The sequence below is a fragment of the Peribacillus sp. YIM B13477 genome, from assembly GCF_042787955.1.
Classification (GTDB): Bacteria; Bacillota; Bacilli; order Bacillales; family DSM-1321; genus Peribacillus; species Peribacillus frigoritolerans.
The window spans coordinates 1,306,328-1,328,633 of sequence record NZ_JBHZPD010000001.1 but is presented as its reverse complement, the minus strand read 5'-3'; the positions used below and the strand labels follow the sequence as shown (position 1 = coordinate 1,328,633).

Here is a 22,306-nt window from a genome sequence, read left to right as displayed (position 1 = left end):
GTGATTTTTGTATATCAGTGAATGCAGTCGTTGATTCGGCATAGTAGAAATCCTCAGTAACAGGAAAGAAGAAACGGTCTGATTTCAGCTTTCCATTTGCTTTTAATTCTATCGTCTCTTAATTCTATTTCTCCCCCTGGAACTTTCACCATTGGATAATCAATGTAACTCATTAATTCCTTTAACAATCTACCTTCCTCCTATCGACCTGATTTGCAAATTTCACCACTATAAGAACATTTAAATAAATATAAATATTATGTTTATATTTACAGATATCTTCAGGGAGTTAAATAAGTACTAAAACTGTTTTTGGTTTCAAACAGAGTATATTTAGACTCAAACACCACTTAAATAAAAACAAAAATGTCATTAGCCTTAAGCTTTATTCTTAAAAGAAGCCATATTTTTTCATTTCAGTCTTCTTTATGGAGGAAGAAAAGCACCAAAAAACCTTTGAAATATATAGTTGGACATGAAGTTAGAATGCCATATATTGTATGTGAGTGTATAATTGTAATGAAAATAATGGGTTGATTCCCAAATCTGTGTAACAAGGAGAAGTGTAATGATTGCTTTATATAAAATGAGTGACTCATTGGAAAATCAAATTGGAAAGCTGTTTCAAGGAGTAGGATACAATACGGCTCGTTTTTATTCTGTGAATGCTTTGTTAGAGCAGATTATGAACCCGATGGTCATTATAACGCCGGCTATCTACCAAAAAGAATTAGAAGCTCTTCAAGTTCCAATACTACCGATTTCCATCCGTCTGGATGATATTGAGAGAACGAAAGAAAAAAAAGGTCTAATGAATGATTCTAGCAAAAAATGTTGTGTTGTTGCATCGAATGAAGAAATTGAATGGCTAAAAAAAGAATTTGATGAGAATCCACCAATCCCATTACATTTTGTAAGTAAAGAAGAGTTTTTTTCAGCTGGTATACAGCCGGATACGGTGTATGTAGCTCCAGATTGGATGAAAGATTTACTCACTCATTCACATACAGGAACCGTACATCTTATCAACCCCTCCCTTTCTTCTTTGATTTCTACTATACAAATGGCAATTTCCATAGACAAATTAACTGCAAGCATGGCTATGGAAAGGTATCAGGTAGAAGCTATTGTTAAATCTGCTCACGATGGAGTTGTGGCAGTAGACCATGAGGGAAGAATTACAGTAGCTAACGAACATGCGAAAAAATTATTAGGTCTACAAGATGGAGTTAAAGGACATAAGATTACAGAATTTATCCCTCATTCCGATTTGATGCGCATTCTTGCAACCGGAAAAATTGAAATGGGGGATATTGCAACAGTCATGGGGAGGCAAATTGTCATAAACCGATTCCCTGTGATTGTAAAAGGTAAAATAGTCGGGGTAGTTTCAAGTTTTAAAGAAATCACTAATATTCAAAAAATGGAGCTTAAACTTAGAAAGATGTTACATCAAAGCGGACTCGAAGCAAAACATAGACTGAGTGATATAGTTGGCCGATCCTCGGAATTGGTAAAGGCTAAAGATTTAGCCCAACGATTTGCTCGAACTGATGCAACTGTGTTAATTACAGGTGAATCTGGAACTGGCAAAGAATTATTCGCACAAGGTATTCATTTGGCAAGTCCACGTGTACTAGGTCCTTTTGTTGCTGTAAACTGTTCTGCATTACCAGAAAGCCTGTTGGAAAGTGAATTATTCGGCTATGAAGAGGGTGCATTTACAGGGGCGAATAAGGGAGGAAAAGCAGGTCTATTTGAACTTGCTCATGGTGGCACTTTATTTTTAGATGAAATAGGTGAAATGCCTCTACATATCCAAGCTCTATTATTGCGTGTTCTTCAGGAAAGAACAGTGCGAAGGGTTGGGGGCGATCGTGTTGTGCCAGTAGATGTTAGAATCATTGCTGCAACAAATCGAAAATTAGAGGAAGAAATTAGAGAAAAAAGGTTTCGAACGGACTTATATTACCGAATTAACGTTTTGAATGTTGAGTTACCACCATTGCGCGATCGATTAATCGATATTCCTGACCTATTGGGGGCAATAGTCAATCAATTTAACGAAAAACGCGAAACGCAAATCGTTAGTATTGACCAAGAGGTATACACATTATTTAAGGCATATGACTGGCCAGGAAATATAAGGGAGCTCAGAAATATAGTTGAACGAATGGTACTACTTGAAGAGGGTTCAACCTTAACGGTCCATAGCGGCGAATTCCTTTTACAAAAGCTTAATAGGAACAAAAACCAGAAAGATCTTTCTGATTTAAGCATTAAAGTGAATGAACGAGAACTGATTGAGGCGGCACTAAAAAAATATTTCAATAATAAAACTAAGACCGCACAAGCACTTGGAGTAGACCGATCTACTTTATGGAGAAAACTAAAAGAATATAATCTATAGTGTTTCAAATTTCAACATATTGTTGTGATTTAAAACACTTATCGAAGGGTTGTAAAATAAAAAGCTCTTTTATTAATTGATATATCTGAATTTTCAGTGTTTTTATTTCATTGGCACGGTTTTTGCAAGATATGAAATTGTAGCACATTATTATGAAACATAATGAGGTGAAGAAATTGCAAAAACACTTTTCCATCGCAATTATTCCTGGGGACGGAATTGGTCCAGAGGTAGTTAATGAAGGATTGAAAGTTTTAAAAGTGCTTGAAGAAGTACATTCAGGTGTAAGATTTTTTTACGATTTCTATGATTGGAATTGTGAGTATTATCTAAAACATGGAAGGATGATGCCAGTAAATGGATTAAATTTATTGGAGGATTACGACACGATTTTATTTGGAGCAGTTGGAGCTCCTACTGTTCCAGATCATGTTTCGGTATGGGAACTTATTCTTCCAATTCGCAGACATTTTCAGCAATATGTTAACTTGAGGCCGATCAAACTGCTTAAAGGGTTGGAAAGCCCATTGAGATATAAATCACATGATGATTTGGACTTTGTCGTAATTAGAGAAAATACAGAAGGGGAGTATTCGAATATAGGTGGTCGCCTTCACGAAGGCACACCATATGAAACGGCGATACAAAACAATGTATTTACCCGCTATGGTAGCGAAAGGATTCTCAAATATGCCTATTCAGTGGCTGAAAGTAGGGCAAAGAAAAGGCTGACGGTTGCAACAAAGTCCAATGCGATTAATCATACCATGCCATTTTGGGATGAAATCGTTAAAGAAATTGGAAATGAGTACCCACAGATAGATGTTCAACTCTATCATATAGATGCACTTGCTGCTTATTTTATCTCAAAGCCTGAAAGTTTTGATGTCGTAGCGGGAAGCAATCTGTTTGGAGATATTTTAACAGATTTAGGAGCTGCAATAGTTGGGGGACTGGGGTTGGCGCCTTCTGGAAACATCAATCCTGAAAGGAAATATCCTTCGATGTTTGAACCAATTCACGGCTCAGCACCAGATATAGCAGGAAAAGGTATTGCCAATCCAATTGCACAAATTTGGAGCATTAGTCTCATGATGGATCATCTTAGACTTCCTGAATTAGGAAAATTGGTGTTGAGTGCCATAGAAGAAGTGTTATTCGAAGGTGAAATCAGAACTCCTGATCTCGGAGGAACGGCAAATACCATGGAAATGGGAGATGCAATTGTTTCAAAAATATGGGAAATGAGTTTAAAAACCAATTTGGGGGAGAAAAAATGATTATTAAAGACTATCATTTATCTATTGGTGGACAGCAAGTACCTACAGAAGAGACGATTCCTGTATACAACAAATTTACAGGTGAAGTATTAACTCATATTGCTAAGGCAGAAAAGCAACATGTTTATAATGCTATAACAGAGGCACAAAAATGCTTTAAACAAGATAAATTAACTGCATTTCAAAGGTATCGAATTTTATTGAAAGCTTCAGAGTTGTTCCAAGAACGTAGAGAAGAATTTGAAATCACCTTGGTGAGAGAAGTAGGTAAGACTATTAAAGATGCCAAAGGTGAACTGGATCGCACAATTGAAACTTTGCGTTTGTCCGCGGAAGAAGCAAAAAGAATTACTGGTGAAATGATTCCGTTGCAGGCCGTCGAAGGAGCGGATAATCGATTGGGGTTCACTATCCGTGTCCCTAAAGGGGTCATTGGAGCCATCACTCCGTTTAATTACCCATTATTGTTAGCGATACATAAAATCGCCCCAGCACTAGCATCAGGAAATACAGTAGTAGTCAAACCAGCACCAAACACACCTGTGACCACGTTTCAATTAGTAGAACTGTTTGAAGAGGCTGGACTGCCAAAAGGATATGTAAATGTGGTAAATGGTGGCGCCGAAGTTGGTGAATGGCTTTTACAGGATGAACGGATTGCCATGTATTCTTTCACTGGATCAGCAGGAGTTGGAAAATATATTAAAGAGAAAAGTGGAATGCGCCCAGTAGCGTTGGAGCTAGGGAACAATTCACCCAACATTATTCATTTTGATGCTGATTTGGACCAAGCGGCCAAGCTTACGGCCTCCCGTAGCTTTCACAATGCAGGGCAAGCATGTATATCTGTTCAGCGTTTATATGTGCATAATTCTGTATTGGATGATTTTACAGAAAAGTATCTTTCATATGTTCAACAACTTAAAGTTGGGAATCCGGAAGAACCGGACACGGATATAGGTCCAATGATTAATGAAAAAGAGGCGATTCGCGTAGAACAGTGGGTCAAAGAGGCTATCTCAGAAGGTGCTGTTTCGCTTACGCCGATTCGAAGGGAGGGTTCACTATTTTATCCAGCTGTTTTAACTCAAACAACACCGAAAATGAAAGTTGTTTGCCAGGAAGTGTTCGCACCGGTAGTGGCGATAATCCCTTACGAGGATTTTTTGGAAGCATTAGAGTCGGCCAATCAATCGGATTATGGTCTTCAAGCAGGCATTTTTACACGAGATCTGGCTTTAGCTTTAAAGGCAGTCAAGGTGCTGGAATATGGTGGAGTAATCGTGAATGACGTATCAACCTACCGCAACGATATGATGCCATATGGTGGAGTTAAGAATAGTGGAATTGGCAAGGAAGGCCCAAGATATACGATTGAAGAAATGACAGATGAAAAAATGGTGGTGATTAACTTATGATTGAGGAATTATTACAGGGGAAAACAGCCATTGTAACGGGAGCAGGGTCAGGTATGGGGAAAGCCATTGCACAATTATTTGTTGAACAAAAAGCAAATGTAATCTTCGCAGACTTGAATATCGAGGCAGCTAAAGCAGCAAGCGATTCGTTTCCTAGCGAAAATGTAAAGGCCGTTCAAGTCGATGTTTCTAATAACGAAGACGTGGCTGCACTGTTTCAGGAAGTGGAGGGGGTTTTTGGAAGATTAGACATAGTAGTAAATTGTGCTGGTGTACCTCAGGTCTTCACAGAGGTGGAGGATTTAAGTATTGAACAATGGGATCGGATTATGGACGTTAATACGAAATCTATCTTTTTAACTACCAAGTATGCAGCTCCAATCATGAAAAAACAGCAAAGCGGTTCGATAATAAATATTGCTTCCATTGCAGGGGTTCGAGCTCGTCCTGGTTTAAATGCATACTGCGCCTCAAAAGGGGCTGCAATTATGCTTACAAAGGCATTGGCATTGGAGTTCGCCCCATATAAAATTCGTGTGAATGCCATTAACCCAGGCCCTGCTGATACACCGATGATCAATCAATTTTTGAACGGGGACGGGACACTGATGGAAGAAGATAAGAAAAAAATCTTTTTGGATAGTGTTCCATTAGGTTCCCTTATACAGCCAGAGGATATTGCGCAAGCTTCCCTTTATCTCGCTTCCGACTTAGCAAAAATTGTAACTGGAGAGATACTCAATGTAGATGGAGGCCGGGGAATTTAATCGGTGAGCGGGACGAAAACATAGATAACAAGACTCATTTTTTTTAGTGAGCTTTGAAAGCATACGATTTAGCGAAAGTACTTTAAGCAATATCGTATGCTTTCAAAAAAAATTAAAGGTTCATTAGTGGCCTTTAATGTTGAGACTAATGATTTTGCCATAATTCTTAAAAAGAACTACTCCAATTGTGTTTTTTTATTCAGTATTTATAGCTTTTGATACCCTCGTTAGCGCAGTCCCAGTCTAGCTTTTCATCAGAGCGAATCTATCTGACACACTAATTGCAGTTTTGCGCCAGAATTCCTGTTTACTTTGAATAAGCCTTGAACTCGGTTATTGCCCTTAGTTCATTAATAAAATTGGAGGTAATAAAAAGAACGAAATATTCTTTTATTCTCCAAAGTTCATAAAAATTTTCCAAAGAGGGGTTAGTAAAATGCCTAAATCTGGATTAGAAGCACGTACGATAAAAAAGGTATCCAGAAGAATTATTCCTTATATTTTTGTGTTATATATCATTGCTTTTTTAGACAGAGTAAACATTGGCTATGCTGCTCTAGAAATGAATGAAGATCTCGGGTTAACAGCATCCACTTTGGGGTTGATTTCCGGTATTTTCTTTATTGGATACTTTCTATTTGAAGTACCCAGTAATATGCTAATGCATCGTATAGGAGCGAGAAAATGGATTGGGCGAATAATGATTACATGGGGCATTGTTGTAATTTTAACAGCCTGGGTCCAAAATGCGAATCATTTGTATATACTCCGTTTTTTACTGGGAGTTGCCGAAGCTGGATTTTTCCCAGGCGTTTTACTTTATATTACGTATTGGTTCCGAGGAAAAGAAAGAGCTCGTGCAGTAGCCCTTTTTATGACAGCCTTGACAGTGTCCAATATAATTGGAGCACCCGTAACCACGTGGATAATCGATAATATTAATTGGGGTGGAATGGCTGGCTGGCGCTGGATATTTGTACTGGAAGGAATTCCTGCTGTCATTTTAGGTATTACGACAATTTTTTATTTAACGGATCGTCCTGAACAAGCCAAGTGGCTTACAAAGGAAGAGAAGGAGTGGCTCATTTCCGAAATTGAAAAAGAAAATCAAGGAAAGGAAATAGGTAAACACTCTAGTCTGAAAAATATATTTGGAAGTACTAGAATTTGGAGATTGTCGTTTATTTACCTTACGTTAGTCACTGGTTTGTATGGGATAGGGTTTTGGATGCCAACCATTATCAAATCCTTCTCTAATATATTAACAAATACTCAAGTCGGTTTGATTACAATGATTCCTTATATTTTTGGAGGAATAGCAATGGTTTGGTGGGCACGACGATCTGATCGCACTGGTGAAAGAAAAATGCATGCAGCTATTCCACCGCTTGTGGGTGCCATTGGCCTTATGGGGTGTGGATTAACTACGAATCCTATACTATCCATTATTATGATGTCTGTTGCAACTGTTGGTATCTACAGTATTTTCGGACCATTTTGGGCTATTCCTTCATTATTCCTTACTGAATTAGAAGCTGCTGTAGGAATAGCACTCATTAGTTCCATTGGTAATTTAGGTGGCTTTATCGGCCCATATGTAATTGGTTATGTACAGGATTCTACAGGTAGTGTAGAGATGGGATTATATTTTATTAGTATAGTCTTATTCATCTGCTTTTTACTCGTATTTACAATTAAGGAAAAACTTGTTACTTCTGCTCCAGTTCAGCCCCAATCAAATAAACTTGATATAAGGTAAAGAGAAACGATAGTGCAGAACAAGATATCGAATTGAAAATAGATATCTGCCGATTAATAAGAGGGAGTCTATAAAGAGAACCCCTAATTTCATATTAGTCGGAGTAAGGTTATGAAATTAGAACTAGATCATTAATTTTTTTACTAAATCTATTTTTTTCCTGCGAAATATGCTGCTTTGTTCACTACAAAGCGACATTGCATACACGACTTTACCTTTCTTCATATCTTGCACGAATAGACAAAGGAGAAATTTTTAATGTAGATAGTGGACGAGGTAGTTAAAAATGAACGAGACAAGAATTTTGTATTTTCCTTAATTTTTTTCCTCAAACAAAATCAAACAATGTTAAACCTTTCATGGAAAGAAAAAACCTTACCTCTTTTGAGTGTACATAGAAATTTGAATAAAGGAGGAAATTCATGAGTAGCGATCTCGAAATGAAGAAAAGCGAGGATTTAGTATTGGATTCGATCGATCAAATGGGCCCTGAATTGATCGAAGTTTCCAAGAAAATTTGGGATTTTGCTGAACTTGGTCTTAAAGAATACCGGTCTTCGAGATTATTAGCAAAGTTACTTGAAAAGCAGGGTTTTTCTATTGAAATGGGTGTTGCGGGTATGCCTACTGCATTTGTCGCAACATGGGGGGGTGGAAAACCCGTTATTGGTATTTTAGGAGAATATGATGCCCTTCCTGGCCTTTCGCAAAAAGTATCCGGTGTAAAAGATCCCGTTGAAAAAGGAGGTAATGGACATGGGTGCGGGCACAACATCTTCGGTGTCGCAGGTGTAGGCGCTGCTGTAGCTGCTAAAAAAGCAATGGAAGCCGATGGTATAAAAGGCACGATTAAATTCTTTGGATGTCCTGCGGAAGAAATCTTGGTTGGCAAGGTGTACATGGTTCGTGCAGGTATATTCAAAGATACAGATGTATGTTTAACCTGGCATCCCGGTTCATTAAATACTCTTTGGAGCAGCAGTTCTTTAGCCATGAATTCTGTAAAGTTTAATTTTCACGGTAAAGCTTCGCATGCAGCTACTAATCCTGAATCTGGAAGAAGTGCTTTGAAAGCTGTTCAGTTGATGGATACGGGCGTTCAATTTCTAAGGGAACATCTCATTGATGGGGCAAGAATTCACTCTACCATTACAGATGGTGGTCATGAACCCAATGTTGTACCCGACAGAGCACAAATTTGGTATTACATCCGCGCCCCTTATAGACAGGATGTGGATGATATGTATGATCGCATTGTAAATATTGCTAAGGGTGCCTCTCTAATGACGGAAACCGATTATGAGGTTCAGTTTCAGACTGGTTGCTATAACATGCTTCCTAATAAAGTATTAGGTCAAGTTTTACTGAAAAATATGAAAAAAGTCGGTCCCCCGCCATTTGATGAAAAAGATAAGGCTTTGGCTGAGGAGTTAGTCCTTTCTTCTACACCAGGTACAAAAGAGACTGTTGTTAGAGTATCAGGTGCACCCCTTGAGTTAGTAAAGTTTATCTTAAATGACACGATAGTTGAACCTTTCGATGAAGGTGATATTTTAGCTGGTTCAACAGATGTGGCGGATGTTTCATGGAATGTTCCGACTGCCCAATTCAATACAGCTTGTGCACCTATTGGCACGCCGTTCCACTCTTGGCAATTTACTGCTTCAGTAGGTTCTGGTATCGGACAAAAAGGAATGCTAATGGCTTCTAAAATATTAGGGTTAAGCGTCATTGATTTAATGAAAAATGAGAATCTACTGGAAGTTGCAAAAGAAGAATTTGAGAAAGAATTAGAAACCAAAGGTAAATACAGAACTCCACTTCCAGAAGGAATAAACCCTCCACTAAATTAGTAAGAAATCTACCTTTATAATGAATTATAAAAAGGGGGAAAGAAAATGTTTGAAAAGAAAAATCTTATCATTTCGATAGTCATGTTGATTTGTGCTCTTGCCCTTGGTGGATGCAGTTCGAAGTCAGATAATTCAAACAATGGTAGTTCATCTGCTTCTAAGCTAGGAGGTTCACTAAAAGTAGCTTATCCAGCGCAGCCGACATCACTTGATCCACACCTGACGACAGCCAATGCAACACGCGACCCAGCAAGGCATATTTTTGAGACACTAGTCACTTTAAATTCTAAATTTGAAGTTACTCCAATGCTTGCTGAATCCTATGAGGTTAGTAAAGATAGAAAAAAAGTTACATTTGTATTGAGAAAAGGCATTAAATTCCATAATGGAAAAGAAATGAAGGCGGAGGATGTCATTGCTTCCATGACAAAATGGCAAGAAGGGGCCGTTGCAAAGGCAAACCTAGGAAATTCTAAGTGGGAAGCCGAAGATGAATATACGGTTATCCTTCATGTTGAAACACCATCTATCGTTCTATTACCAGTACTGGCAGAAGTGGGGCAATTCGCGGCCATCATGCCAAAAGAGGTTATAGAATCGGCTGATACGGGTGGTATCACAGAATATATCGGAACTGGTCCTTTTAAGTTTGTAGAGTGGAAACAAAATCAATACGTTCATTTAAAGAAATTTGATGATTATCAGGCTTCATTCCAACCTGCAGACGGTTTAGCTGGTAAAAAGGAAGCTCTTGTAGATGACATATATTTTCACTTCGTCACTGATAACTCGACTCGAGTAGCTGGGATGATTAGTGGAGAATATGACTTGAGCGTAATGATGCCATGGGACGCAGCACCACAATTTAAAAATGTATCAAGTCTCGAAACCATTCAAGCGCCTCTGGGAATTCACACTCTAATTTTTAATAAACAAAATGGATTCCTGAAAAATGTTAAAGCTCGCCAAGCGGTGAATTTAGCTATTGATAAAAAAGAGGTCTTAACAGCAGCTGTAACTGATGGCTATTTTAGATTGGACCCTGGATATATGCTAAAAGAGCAAGGCTTATGGTACACGGATACAGGGAAAGAAATTTATGAAGCTAAAGATACTGAAAAGGCCAAACAATTGCTGAAGGAAGCTGGGTATAATGGGGAAGAATTAAGAATCCTGACCAGCCGTGACTATTCACAACATTATAATTCAGCCGTGGCAGTTCAGCAACAACTTCAGAAAATCGGTATGAACGTAAAGCTAGACGTGGTGGATTGGTCTACTCTATTAGATCGTAGAAATAAGCCTGATCTATGGGAAATGTTTTTTACTAGCTGGCCTGTTAGCGCAACCCCTCTTCAATATCCATTCCTGGATTCTAGAGCAAAGTTTGCAGGCTGGACGAATAACCCAGAAATAGACAAACTATTGGATCAAATTAAAGCTCAGTCTTCCCAGGATAAAGCTAAAGAAACTTTTAATGAATTGCAAAGAGTAATTTGGGAAGACATGCCTGTTGTTAATATTGGTGCTTATGATTCCATATCCGTAAAAGCGAATAAAGTCAAAGGATATCAAGAATTCCTTGGACCTGTTTTATGGAATACGACCGCTAAAGAATAAAATTAATTGTTTAGATTCCCCTTCATACGTTTTACATTATGAAGGGGTTAATTGTAGAAAGGAGATTTTTGATGAAAGCCTATATTCTCCAGCGAGTCTTATCTCTCATTCCGGTTCTATTAACTGTAGCTATTGTAGTCTTTTTCATTATGCATTTAATACCAGGAGATCCGGCATCAGTAATGCTTGGGGCAGATGCAACAGAAGATGACATTGAAAGATTGCGAGAAGAACTCGGTTTAAATCTACCTATGTACGAACAATTTTTCAATTGGGTCTTTGGCCTTCTTCATGGCGACTTGGGAATGTCTATTTATATGAAGGAACCAGTATTACAGGTATTTATGAATCACTTAGGTCCCACACTTTCATTAGCGATATTGGCACAGGGGATTTCTATACTTATAGCTATCCCCATGGGAATTATTGCGGCAAAAAAACGGGGAACGAGCACAGACCAAATTTTCATGGTGGGTTCTTTGTTGGGAATTTCCTTGCCAAGCTTTCTCCTTGCATTATTATTATCTTTATTTTTCGCAGTGAAACTCCAATGGTTTCCGGTAGCTGGATATAAACCACTTGATGATGGACTATTGGCGCACCTTGAATATCTTATACTGCCTGCCTTGTCTCTTGGGGCCATACAAGCGGCTTTGATTGCGCGGATGACAAGGGCCTCTATGTTAGAGGTACTAAGCATGAATTACATTAAAACCGCAAAATCAAAAGGTGTAAAAGAAAAATTCATCATTTATAAACATGCATTGAGAAATGCTTTTATCCCTATTCTGACTGTCGTTGGACAAACCTTTGGGACATTGGTAGCGGGAGCAGTAATAACAGAAACGGTTTTTAATATACCTGGACTCGGTCAACTTATCATGAACTCAATAGTGCAGCGAGATTACGAGGTACTCCAAGGAACTGTACTGCTGGTTTCCGCCGCTTATGTATTCATTAATTTAATAGTAGATTTACTGTACGGTGTGGTTGATCCAAGGGTACGGTTAAGTCGGAAATAAAGAAATGAATTGAAGGGGAAATGATTTATGGAAACAAAAACAATAATTGAAAAAACAGACCCATTGTATTCAAAAAATCATATGAAGAAAGAACGTCAATCTATACTTCTGAGCAGGTATTTTTCAAACCGGCTTGTAGTTACAGGAAGTGTGATTATCTTGACTCTCAGTTTAATCTCTATTTTTGCACCTTTGATCACCGTATATACACCATATGACATGATAGTAACAGCTCGTCTGAGCCCACCAAGTGCTGAGCATTTTTTTGGAACAGATAACTTTGGCAGGGATTTATTTAGCCGGGTAGTTTATGGCACCCGGGTATCCATGACCGTCGGACTTACAGTAGCTGCGATAACACTAGTAATTGGAGCAGTAATTGGTTTGTACTCAGCTTATTATAGGACCTTGGATCATATCCTGATGAGGATATGTGATGGCTTAATGGCATTTCCTGCAATTCTATTGGCCATTGCACTCATGGCTGCATTAGGGCCGAATATAATTAATGTAATTCTTTCGTTATCTATTGTAAATACACCTACTGTCGCACGTGTCGTTCGTTCAGCTGCCATTGTAGTCAAAGAACAAACTTTTATAGAAGCTTTGAGGTCACAAGGGGCCAGTTCATGGCGAATTATCTGGCTTCATATTGCTCCAAACACTATGTCTCCTCTGATTGTTCAAATCACCTACGTATTTGGAGTTTCTGTCATAATTGAAGCATCACTCAGTTTTTTGGGAGCTGGTATTCCTGCACCATCACCAAGTCTAGGAAACATTTTATTTGATGGTAAAATCGTAATTTTTAATGCTTGGTGGATGACAGTTTTCCCAGGTGCATTCATTATTCTATCCGTTTTGGGATTGAATCTCTTCGGTGATGGACTACGTGATTTACTCGATCCGCACACTAATAAAGTAAAGAAATAATAATAACACGGTATTAATGAGGAGGACGTTTATGGGTAAAGAATGTTTATTAGAGGTCAAAAACCTCAAAACGACGTTCATGACAGAAAAGGGACCTGTTACCGCAGTTAAAGGGGTTTCATTCGAGGTATATTCAGGAGAGACCCTAGGGATTGTTGGAGAGTCGGGATGCGGAAAAAGTGTAACCTCGGAATCTATTTTACGATTGTTAAATGAAAACACGACTAAATATGAAGGAGAGCTGATCTATAAGGGCAGAAACTTGCTATCCTTGAGGGAGGATCAAATGAGACACATTCGTGGAAACGAAATATCTATGATATTTCAAGATCCGATGACTTCTCTTAATCCTGTATATACAATTGGCTATCAAATTGCAGAATCTTACATCATTCATCAAAAGCTTGGAAAAGAAGAAGCATTTACCCGAGCTATAGAAATGCTCAAATTAACAGGAATTCCTTCTCCAGAAAAAAGGGTGAATGAGTATCCGCATGAATTATCAGGAGGAATGAGACAGAGGGTAATGATTGCAATGGCATTGGCGTGTAATCCTAATCTACTAATTGCTGATGAGCCCACGACCGCTTTAGACGTCACTATTCAAGCACAAATATTGGACTTGATTCAAGGTTTGAAGAAGAAACTAAACATGGGAGTCATGTTGATAACACATGACTTGGGAGTAGTTGCTGAGGTCTGTACACGCGTAGTCGTTATGTATCTAGGCCAAATAATCGAAGAAGCTGAAGTAGGATCTTTATTCTCGGAACCCTTACATCCCTACACCAAAGGATTGCTAAAATCCGTTCCACGTTTGGATGGGGACCGTTCTAAAGACATGCATGTGATTGAAGGGATGGTCCCGTCTCTTAATAATATTCCCAAAGGGTGTCGCTTTGCTCCAAGATGTTCGTATTCTACAAGCCTGTGTGAAGAAAGACCACCTGAATTAAAAGAAATTGAAGATGGACATAAAGTGCGCTGTTGGCATTATGAAACAGTATTACAAGAGGGGAGGCGAGAAGGTATTGCAGACGCTGTCAGATGAGAGAGCTCCGATTTTACAGGTCAAGAACTTAAGGAAGCATTTCCCTATATATACTCCTCTTGGCCGAGTGAAAGGGCATGTTAAAGCGGTAAATAATGTAGAGTTTACCTTAAATGAACGAGAAACGCTTGGGCTTGTAGGTGAATCGGGTTGTGGGAAAAGTACAACAGGAAGAACTATCATGCGTTTAACGGAACCTACAGAGGGTCAAGCCATATATAAGGAAAGCGACCTATTTAAGTTAAAAGGGAAGGAAATCGATCAAATTAGGCAAGAAATACAAATGGTGTTTCAAGATCCGCATTCTTCTTTAGACCCAAAGCAAACCATAGGGCATGCAATTGAAGAGCCTATGAAGATACATAAAATGGGGTCAAAGAAAGAGCGTATGGAAAGAACCTTGGACTTACTTCATAAAGTCGGACTTAGAGAAGACCAATATTACCGCTACCCACATGAATTTTCAGGAGGGCAAAGACAGAGGATCGGGATTGCTAGAGCACTAGCGGTAAACCCTAATATTGTAATTTGTGATGAACCAGTGTCCGCTCTCGATGTATCCATTCAGTCGCAGGTCATAAACTTGTTGCAGGAATTGCAAGATAACTTAAATCTTTCTTACCTCTTTATTGCCCATGATTTAAGTGTAGTTCGACATATAGCTGATAACATTGGTGTTATGTATTTGGGACATATGGTAGAGCGGGCTTCAACAGATGAACTATTTTCTCATCCATTGCATCCATATACTCAAGCATTATTGTCTGCGGTTCCAATCCCCGATCCTAAATTAAAAAAGGAACGGATTATTTTAAAAGGGGATGTACCGTCGCCTCTTAATCCCCCATCGGGATGTATTTTTCATACGAGATGTCCCCATGTAATGGATCGTTGCAAAGTTCTATCGCCGGCACTTACAAAAAAGGGGAACAATCACTTTGTAGCCTGTCATTTATATGAATAATTTATTAGATTAGTCTAATTAACTACTATTATCCCAAACTGACTTTTCATTTTTATAAAGAGGAATCTAATTGATAACGAGGTGTATTGATGTTTGCAGATCTAGTGCTTGTTAATGGTCAAGTTATTACATCAAACATGGAATATGACGTCAATGAAGCTGTTGCGGTTACCGATAAACAAATTGTAATGGTGGGTACGAATGAAGAAGTGAAACAATTGATTGGATCTCAAACGGAGGTAGTGGATTTAGCAGGTAGAAGTTTAGTGCCAGGCTTTATTGACTCCCACCTTCATATTACTTTATATGGTACAAATAAATTAGGGGTAAGCTGCAAAGAGCCCACTATCGAATCTTTACATGACGTCTTAAAAGAAATTGAAAAAAAAGTAAATGAAACACCAATTGGAAAGTGGGTACGTGCATGGGGATTCAATCAAACCAAAATATCAGAAAATAGATATCCTTCTAGAAAAGAATTGGATCTTATTTCTAGCAATCATCCGATCATTCTCCGACGTGCCTGTGGTCACATTTCCGTGGTAAATAGCAAGGCGTTGGAGATAGCAGGAATTGATGAGCATACCACAGATCCCGAAGGTGGAATAGTAGTCCGAGATGAGGAAGGAGTTCCTTCAGGCGTTTTAATAGAAAATGCTCAAATGCCTTTTTACGAATTGGCTGACTATACACATGAAGAGCTTCTGCAAGGATTAATGATGGCATCTAATGACTTTACCGCTTCTGGCATAACAAGCATTCACGATGCAGGTGTCACTAGCCCGGAAAACTTTAGGGTGATGCAGGAGGCGGTTCGTAGCGGAAAGATTCAAGTTAGGGTTTATGCAATTGTCTCGACAATCAATAAGTCAGAAGAATTTGTTGACAAGATGATAAAAGCTGGAATTTCAACAGGCCTCGGAGATGAGAAATTTAAAATTGGCCCAGCTAAGGTATTTACTGATGGAAGTAGTAGCGGTCCAACTGCTGCAATGAGGAAACCTTACACTGATGATTCAGAAAATTCCGGCATATTGTACTTTAGCCAGGAGGAACTTAACCGGATTCTCGGGGAGGCTCATGAAAAAGGGTTTCAGATCACAGCTCATGCTCAAGGAGACCGGGCTATTGAATTGATGCTTAACTGTATTGACGAGGCATTGAAAAAACATCCTATAAAGAATCACCGCCATCGGATCGAACATGCAGGAATTACAATGCCTGATTTAGTTGAACGGATGAGGCAATTAGAAGTTATTCCTATTCCGAATCCTGCTTTCTTCCTTGAATACGGTGATGGCTACTTGAAAAGTTACGGAGAACGAGTCAATCATATGTATCCAGTTCGTGATTTCATTGATAAGGGGATAATAGCGGCTGGAGGTTCCGACAGTCCGGTCACATCGTTTAATCCTCTTCTGGGAATTCATGGAGCGGTTAATAGGAAGAGTTCAACCGGGCAGATTGTAGGAGGAAACCAGCGAATAGGAGTATTAGAGGCAATTAAGCTGTTTACATGGAATGGAGCATATGCGAGTTTTGAAGAGAATATAAAAGGAAGCATAGAAATAGGAAAGTTAGCAGATTTGGTTGTATTAAACGGTGCAATTCTTGATGTACCTACTGATCAAATTAAAGATATGCAAGTGGATTATACAATTATAGGCGGTAAAGTTGTATTCCAAAAGGAAAGCAATAATATACTTTCCAAACCCTAACTAAGATCAAGATAACAATTTAAATAGAGATAGATGAAGTACATGTTCCTTAAATAGGAAGGATGAAAGGAATTGAGAATAGGTATAGGCCATATTATGCATGAAACTAATACGTTTTCCTCAGTAAAAACAACTGAAGATTCATTCAAAGAGATTCTTTGGGCAAGAAACGAGGAGATGTTACGATGCCATGAAGGTGTAAAGGATTATATTGGTGGAATGATTGATAAAGGAAGGGAATTAGGGGTGGACCTTATTCCAAGTTTTTCTGCATTTGCCAATCCAGCTGGTACGATAACTAAAGAATGTTTTGAAACATTGAAAAGGGAGTTAGTAACAAATATACAGGATAAAGGGAACCTGGATGCTATTTGCCTCGCTTTACATGGTGCTGGTGTCGTGGATGGAATTGATGATTTAGAAGGTGAATTACTAAGTGAGTTAAGAAAGATACTAGGCTATAAAATTCCCATAGTCGTCACTTTGGATTTACATGGAAACCTTTCTGAAACTATGGTAAAAGAAGCAAATTTGCTACTAGGTGTTAAGTATTATCCGCATATTGATTGTTATGAAACAGGCTTAAAGGCTATGGATTTAACAGTGAAAATACTTAAGGGAGAAATCAACCCTGTTATGGTAATGAAAAAACTGCCAATCTTAATACCAATAGCCGCTGGGTCAACGGATTTGTCTCCTGCAAAAGATATTACACAATTATGTCTAGACAAGGAAGAACAAACAGAAGTGATTGATTGTACCTTCTTTCATGGATTTCCATATACAGACATTCCAGATGTTTCGGCGACAGTCATAACGATAACTGATGACAATGATGAAATAGCGCAAATTGTCTGCAAGGAAGTGGCCAAGGATATATGGGATATGAGAGCAAAGTTTTTAAGGGAACTTCCTGATCCTAAAAATGGGATACTCCAAGCGCTATCTATTGGAGAAAGTCCAATTATCATTAATGAATCTTCTGATAATCCCGGGGCTGGCGCACCAGGGGACGGTACTTATTTACTGAGGGAAATGTTAGAGTTCAATATTCCCAAATCATGCTTTGGGTTTATTTATGATCCAGAAGTAGCAAACCTAGCTCATCAGGCAGGGGTAGGTGAGAAAATTGATGTATCCATTGGGGGGAAAACTGATTCCCTACATGGAGAACCAATTGCTCTAACTTCTGCTTATATAAAAGCATTGACGGATGGCAGATTCACCACCTCATCACCAATGATGAAAGGATTTGAATTTAATCTAGGAAAATCAGTTCGGTTACAGGTTAGGAATGTAGATATTATAGTTTGTTCCGTAAATTGGCAGTCGTTAGACGAACAAATCTTTTTGTTACATGGAATTGATGTAACTGAATATAAGATTGTCGCTTTAAAATCAGCACAGCATTTCCGTGCTGGCTTTAAGCACATTGCTAAAAAGATTATATCTGTAGATTCACCTGGATTAAGCACGAGTAAAGTAGCTAGCTTTAATTATCAAAGAATTATTAGACCGATCTATCCGTTAGATTGCAATTAATTATGAGTCTCGTGTACCCATTTCAATTAAAAAAGGGAAGGCATCAAGGGACTTTTTAACATTGTCTTTTTTGAATATTACGAGTATACGAACGTTTCTCCAATTGGAGGTTAACTCACCGCCAAATCAAAAAAATTTCTAATAGAAAGGGAGTATTTACGAATGAGCGTACAGCAAATGCAGGCTAGGAGAATTAGAGATAAAGAGGAAGTAATCCGACTTACTCAGTCCCTTGTCAAAATTGAAAGTGTCTATCGCCCCGGAGTGGAAGGGGGAAACGAAGAAAAAGTCGCGAACTATGTAGCAAACTATTTAAGGGATATAGGGATTGAGGTATATATTGAAGAAGTAGAGGCTGGCCGTCCAAATGTTATCGGTATTGTTGATTCCGGCAGACCCGGAAAAACGTTACTGTTCGAAGGACATACAGATGTGGTAACGGAAGGAGATCGGGAAGCTTGGAAGTACGATCCTTTTGGAGCTGAAATAGTAAATGGAAAAATGTATGGCCGAGGGACAAATGATACAAAAGGAAATCTTTCGTGTATGATTACTGCTGTTCATTCCTTATTAAGAGATAAGGAATACTGGTCTGGGAAAATTATTTTATGCATTCCTTGTGATGAAGAGGGAATGATGATTGGCATTAAGCATTTTATCAAACAAGGATGGGCAAAAGATGTAACAGGCGCTATCATTTGTGAACCTGAAGAAAATGAAGTCTGTATTACACAAAAGGGGGCCATGCGGATTGCCATTAATGTTTACGGAAAAATGGCTCATGGAGCTATGCCTTTAAGCGGGATCAATCCGAATACACGTATGGCTAAAATAATCTGTGAAATTGATAAGTTAGAAACTCTTGAGAAAGAACGTCTTGGAAAGCATGATCTGTTGGGGTGGCCCTCCATAACACCTACAATCTTAATGGGGCCTGTTCACGGGGAAGCACAAATTAATGTCGTTCCAGATCAATGCATGACCACATTGGATATTCGAACTATACCTGGACAAGAGCATAAGGTTATAAAATCTCAATTGCAAAACATAATAGACAAACTTGCTAAAGGTGATCCTGATTTTAAAGCAGAAATCGAAGTGATTGAGGAACGTCCATGGACCATTACTGACCGTGATAACCCAGTAGTCACGGCTGTTGCAAAAGCTGCTCAGATCGTTACGGGAAAAGAAGCTGTGTATAACGGTGTCCCGGGAGCAACAGATGGGACATTCCTGCATATGGCTGGTATTCCAATTGTCACGATTGGAGCGGGGGAAAGGGATGTACCACACCAAATAAATGAATATGTAGATGTTGAAGAGCTTGCGGAGACAACAGAAATCTATCGGACTGCCGCCCTTATTTTTTTAAATGAAGAATCATCATATTAAGAAAGGATATAAAAATACTGTCAAAATTGGATAGGTCTTATATCAGATTTTATGCGAATATCATTAGACGACATTAACAGTTAAAATATCCGAACTGACACAATAACCTAGTAAAAACAGTACATCACTACAGGTCATCTAGCTCCAAGTGAATTTGATGGATATGTTAAATAAAACCTAAGTAGCATCATCTGTCACTTTGATATTTTTTTGCATGTATAACAAATAAAAGATCATCCATATAAGTCCTAACTAATATAGATGATCTTTTATTATCTTTTAAACTTAATGAGGAAGTGTCGCTTATTTCTTTTAAAGCTTACAATGAAAAATTGAAAATAATATCCTTTATTGATCAATGACGGTTTTAAAAGTTGCTTTTATTGTATGGAAGCTTTTTTCAATATGGGAATGCATTTCCTGTTCGGCTCGTACCGGATCTCTATTCTGAATTGCTATAAGGATCCGTTCATGATCATCTACAAAATCGGAAAAGTTTTTAAAATGTACTTTTAAAATGCTAGTCCTGATATATAGTATTTTCGTCTTGATAACATCGCATAATTGGATTAATTGGTGGTTGCGGGAAGCAAGATCAATGATATCGTGAAATTCCTGATTTAGTTGTGTAAGCTTTTTTGTATCATTCATATTCACGGCTATTTTAGAGTCATTTATTACTTCGACCAACTTGCTTAATTCCTCGTCCGTGATATTCTGAGTCGCTAATTTAACAGCTAAAGATTCAAGGCTAATTCGGCATTGATATACATCAATAATGTCCTGTACGCTAGGGTTATAAACTGATATGGCCTTACCTTCACGAACCAGTAGGTAATCTTTCAATAACATCTGGAAGGCTTCTCTAATTGTACCCCGGCTAACCCCGATTCTTTCAGCAACCCTGGTTTCGACCAAACGCTCTCCAGGCTGATATTCACCGTCTATAATCATACCCTTCAGAATATGATATACCTGATTATGAAGCAATTCAGTTTTTTGTATTTCTTTCATAATAGTGCCCCCTATGTAACTAATTAATATCTATTTAACAAACGGCCTTCAATTTATCAGAGTTTTTCAATACATAGATATATTTCAATAATAAAAGCATAAATCCTACTTTAATAGCTCAAATTATAACACAAAAAATGTCAACGGTTAACCGTTGACATAATAATAAATGTCAATTATTATAAGAATTATCAAAAAATTAGGAAAGTTTTTGTTTTAATGAATTGATTTTTATAGAAAGGAAACGTTTATATTTAACCGTAATCTACCTAGATAGAAATATTAAAAAGGGGTGAATGCTCATGGGTGAAGTTATAAAACAGGGTGCGTTGAAGGGATTAAAGGTTTTGGAATTAGGTAGTTTGATAGCTGGTCCTTTTGCCGGAAGATTAATGGCCGACTTCGGTGCCGAGGTAATAAAAGTAGAACCACCAGGAAAGGGGGACCCCATTAGAAATTGGAGATTACTATATGAGGGCACATCCTTATGGTGGTTTGTTCAATCCAGGAACAAAAAAAGTATTTCATTGGACTTACGAAAAACGGAAGCCCAAGAGATCATAAGGGAATTAACAAATGAAGTCGATATTATTATTGAAAACTTCAAACCGGGGACTATGGAGAAGTGGGGGCTTGGCTATGAGGATTTAAAAAGAATTAATCCGAAGATCATTATGGTTAGGGTATCAGGATATGGCCAAGATGGACCGTACCGAAATAAGCCGGGGTTTGGAAGTATTGGAGAAGCAATGGGGGGGATTCGTTATTTAACAGGCTATCCTGATAGGCCTCCAACAAGGGTCGGAGTAAGCTTGGGAGATTCTGTAACTGCATTATATGCTGTTATGGGGGCATTAATGGCTGTATATCATAGAGACCAACCTGGGGGGGAAGGACAATGTGTTGACGTCGCTCTATATGAATCTATTTTCAGTTTAATGGAAAGTGCAGTTCCAGAGTACGACCATTACGGAGTGATTCGTGAAAGAACCGGAAGCACCCTCCCAGGAATTGCACCTTCGAATACATACCCTTGCAGAGATGGGAAATATATTGTGATTGGGGCAAATGGAGATGGCATTTTCAAGAGGCTTATGGATGTTGTTGAAAGGCCTGATTTAAGGGATGACCATAAATTCTCAACTAATGACGGTCGTGTACAGAATGCTGAGTATCTAGATGAAGTTATTGGTGGTTGGACAATCCAGCATAATTTAGCAGATGCCTTGGTATTACTTGATAATTCAGACATACCCGCAGGATCGATTTATAGTGTTGAGGACATGATGCATGATCCACATTTCCTTGCTAGGGAAATGATCTATAAAATGGATGTTGAAGGCCTTGGAAAACTAAAAGTTCCAGGTATTGTACCCAAATTGAGCAAAACTCCCGGAAGTATTAATTGGGCGGGTCCAAAACTAGGAGAGCACACAGAACAGGTTTTAAAGGGGGTTTTGGAACTAGCAGAGGATAAATATGATGAGTGGCTCGCTTCCGGGGTTATTTCAGATCATGAAACTAGTAAGCTGAAAAATAACAGTACAAAATGAGGAGATGAAA

General features: G+C 38.4%; 16 protein-coding genes and 1 pseudogene. 15 read left to right on the top strand and 2 right to left on the bottom strand.

Features of this window, described 5'->3' with window-relative positions:
- Positions 1–56: 56 nt before the first annotated feature.
- Positions 57–173 (bottom strand): annotated as a pseudogene (locus ACFX4H_RS06410) (formylglycine-generating enzyme family protein); the annotation flags it as partial.
- 395 nt (positions 174–568) lie between these two features.
- On the opposite strand from ACFX4H_RS06410, the gene ACFX4H_RS06405 reads away from it, so the two are divergent.
- From ACFX4H_RS06405 to ACFX4H_RS06340, 14 genes are all read left to right on the top strand, one after another.
- The gene (locus ACFX4H_RS06405; RefSeq protein WP_377434618.1) at positions 569–2,410 is read left to right on the top strand and encodes a sigma 54-interacting transcriptional regulator; all 1,842 of its coding nucleotides are present in this window, start codon (positions 569–571) and stop codon (positions 2,408–2,410) included.
- A gap of 176 nt (positions 2,411–2,586) precedes the next feature.
- The gene (locus ACFX4H_RS06400) at positions 2,587–3,690 is read left to right on the top strand and encodes a tartrate dehydrogenase (protein WP_377434615.1); all 1,104 of its coding nucleotides are present in this window, start codon (positions 2,587–2,589) and stop codon (positions 3,688–3,690) included.
- Complete coding sequence (locus ACFX4H_RS06395; protein WP_095393930.1) at positions 3,687–5,108, top strand: aldehyde dehydrogenase family protein; 1,422 nt, start codon at positions 3,687–3,689, stop codon at positions 5,106–5,108. Before ACFX4H_RS06400 ends, ACFX4H_RS06395 begins: the two co-directional genes overlap by 4 nt.
- Positions 5,105–5,875, top strand: coding sequence for an SDR family NAD(P)-dependent oxidoreductase (locus ACFX4H_RS06390; protein ID WP_377434613.1), 771 nt, complete (start codon positions 5,105–5,107; stop codon positions 5,873–5,875). The genes ACFX4H_RS06395 and ACFX4H_RS06390 overlap by 4 nt, the downstream gene beginning before the upstream one ends.
- A 436-nt stretch (positions 5,876–6,311) precedes the next feature.
- The gene (locus ACFX4H_RS06385; RefSeq protein ID WP_377434610.1) at positions 6,312–7,634 is read left to right on the top strand and encodes an MFS transporter; all 1,323 of its coding nucleotides are present in this window, start codon (positions 6,312–6,314) and stop codon (positions 7,632–7,634) included.
- A gap of 422 nt (positions 7,635–8,056) precedes the next feature.
- Positions 8,057–9,487, top strand: a complete 1,431-nt coding sequence (locus ACFX4H_RS06380; protein ID WP_377434607.1) for an amidohydrolase — start codon at positions 8,057–8,059, stop codon at positions 9,485–9,487.
- A gap of 45 nt (positions 9,488–9,532) precedes the next feature.
- Positions 9,533–11,107 (top strand): ABC transporter substrate-binding protein, encoded by a 1,575-nt coding sequence (locus ACFX4H_RS06375; protein ID WP_377434604.1) that lies wholly within the window; start codon positions 9,533–9,535, stop codon positions 11,105–11,107.
- 71 nt (positions 11,108–11,178) lie between these two features.
- On the top strand, positions 11,179–12,129 hold the full coding sequence (locus tag ACFX4H_RS06370; RefSeq protein ID WP_377434601.1) for an ABC transporter permease: 951 nt from the start codon (positions 11,179–11,181) through the stop codon (positions 12,127–12,129).
- 27 nt (positions 12,130–12,156) lie between these two features.
- Positions 12,157–13,062: an ABC transporter permease gene (locus ACFX4H_RS06365; protein WP_377434598.1), complete on the top strand. Its 906-nt coding sequence runs from the start codon at positions 12,157–12,159 to the stop codon at positions 13,060–13,062.
- Between the two features lie 31 nt (positions 13,063–13,093).
- Positions 13,094–14,113, top strand: coding sequence for an ABC transporter ATP-binding protein (locus tag ACFX4H_RS06360; protein WP_377434595.1), 1,020 nt, complete (start codon positions 13,094–13,096; stop codon positions 14,111–14,113).
- Complete coding sequence (locus ACFX4H_RS06355) at positions 14,094–15,077, top strand: ABC transporter ATP-binding protein (RefSeq protein ID WP_377434592.1); 984 nt, start codon at positions 14,094–14,096, stop codon at positions 15,075–15,077. Before ACFX4H_RS06360 ends, ACFX4H_RS06355 begins: the two co-directional genes overlap by 20 nt.
- An 89-nt stretch (positions 15,078–15,166) precedes the next feature.
- On the top strand, positions 15,167–16,795 hold the full coding sequence (locus tag ACFX4H_RS06350; protein WP_377434589.1) for an amidohydrolase: 1,629 nt from the start codon (positions 15,167–15,169) through the stop codon (positions 16,793–16,795).
- Between the two features lie 72 nt (positions 16,796–16,867).
- Positions 16,868–18,337 carry a M81 family metallopeptidase gene (locus tag ACFX4H_RS06345; protein ID WP_377434586.1) on the top strand — a complete coding sequence of 490 codons (1,470 nt, stop codon included), beginning with the start codon at positions 16,868–16,870 and terminating at the stop codon, positions 18,335–18,337.
- A gap of 162 nt (positions 18,338–18,499) precedes the next feature.
- Positions 18,500–19,729: a M20 family metallopeptidase gene (locus tag ACFX4H_RS06340; RefSeq protein ID WP_377434583.1), complete on the top strand. Its 1,230-nt coding sequence runs from the start codon at positions 18,500–18,502 to the stop codon at positions 19,727–19,729.
- A gap of 348 nt (positions 19,730–20,077) precedes the next feature.
- Here ACFX4H_RS06340 and ACFX4H_RS06335 read toward each other — a convergent pair whose 3' ends face one another.
- The gene (locus tag ACFX4H_RS06335) at positions 20,078–20,743 is read right to left on the bottom strand and encodes a GntR family transcriptional regulator (protein WP_053534993.1); all 666 of its coding nucleotides are present in this window, start codon (positions 20,741–20,743) and stop codon (positions 20,078–20,080) included.
- Between the two features lie 302 nt (positions 20,744–21,045).
- On the opposite strand from ACFX4H_RS06335, the gene ACFX4H_RS06330 reads away from it, so the two are divergent.
- Entirely contained in the window at positions 21,046–22,296 is a 1,251-nt protein-coding gene (locus tag ACFX4H_RS06330) for a CaiB/BaiF CoA transferase family protein (RefSeq protein WP_268936993.1), read from the top strand.
- Positions 22,297–22,306 lie beyond the last annotated feature (10 nt).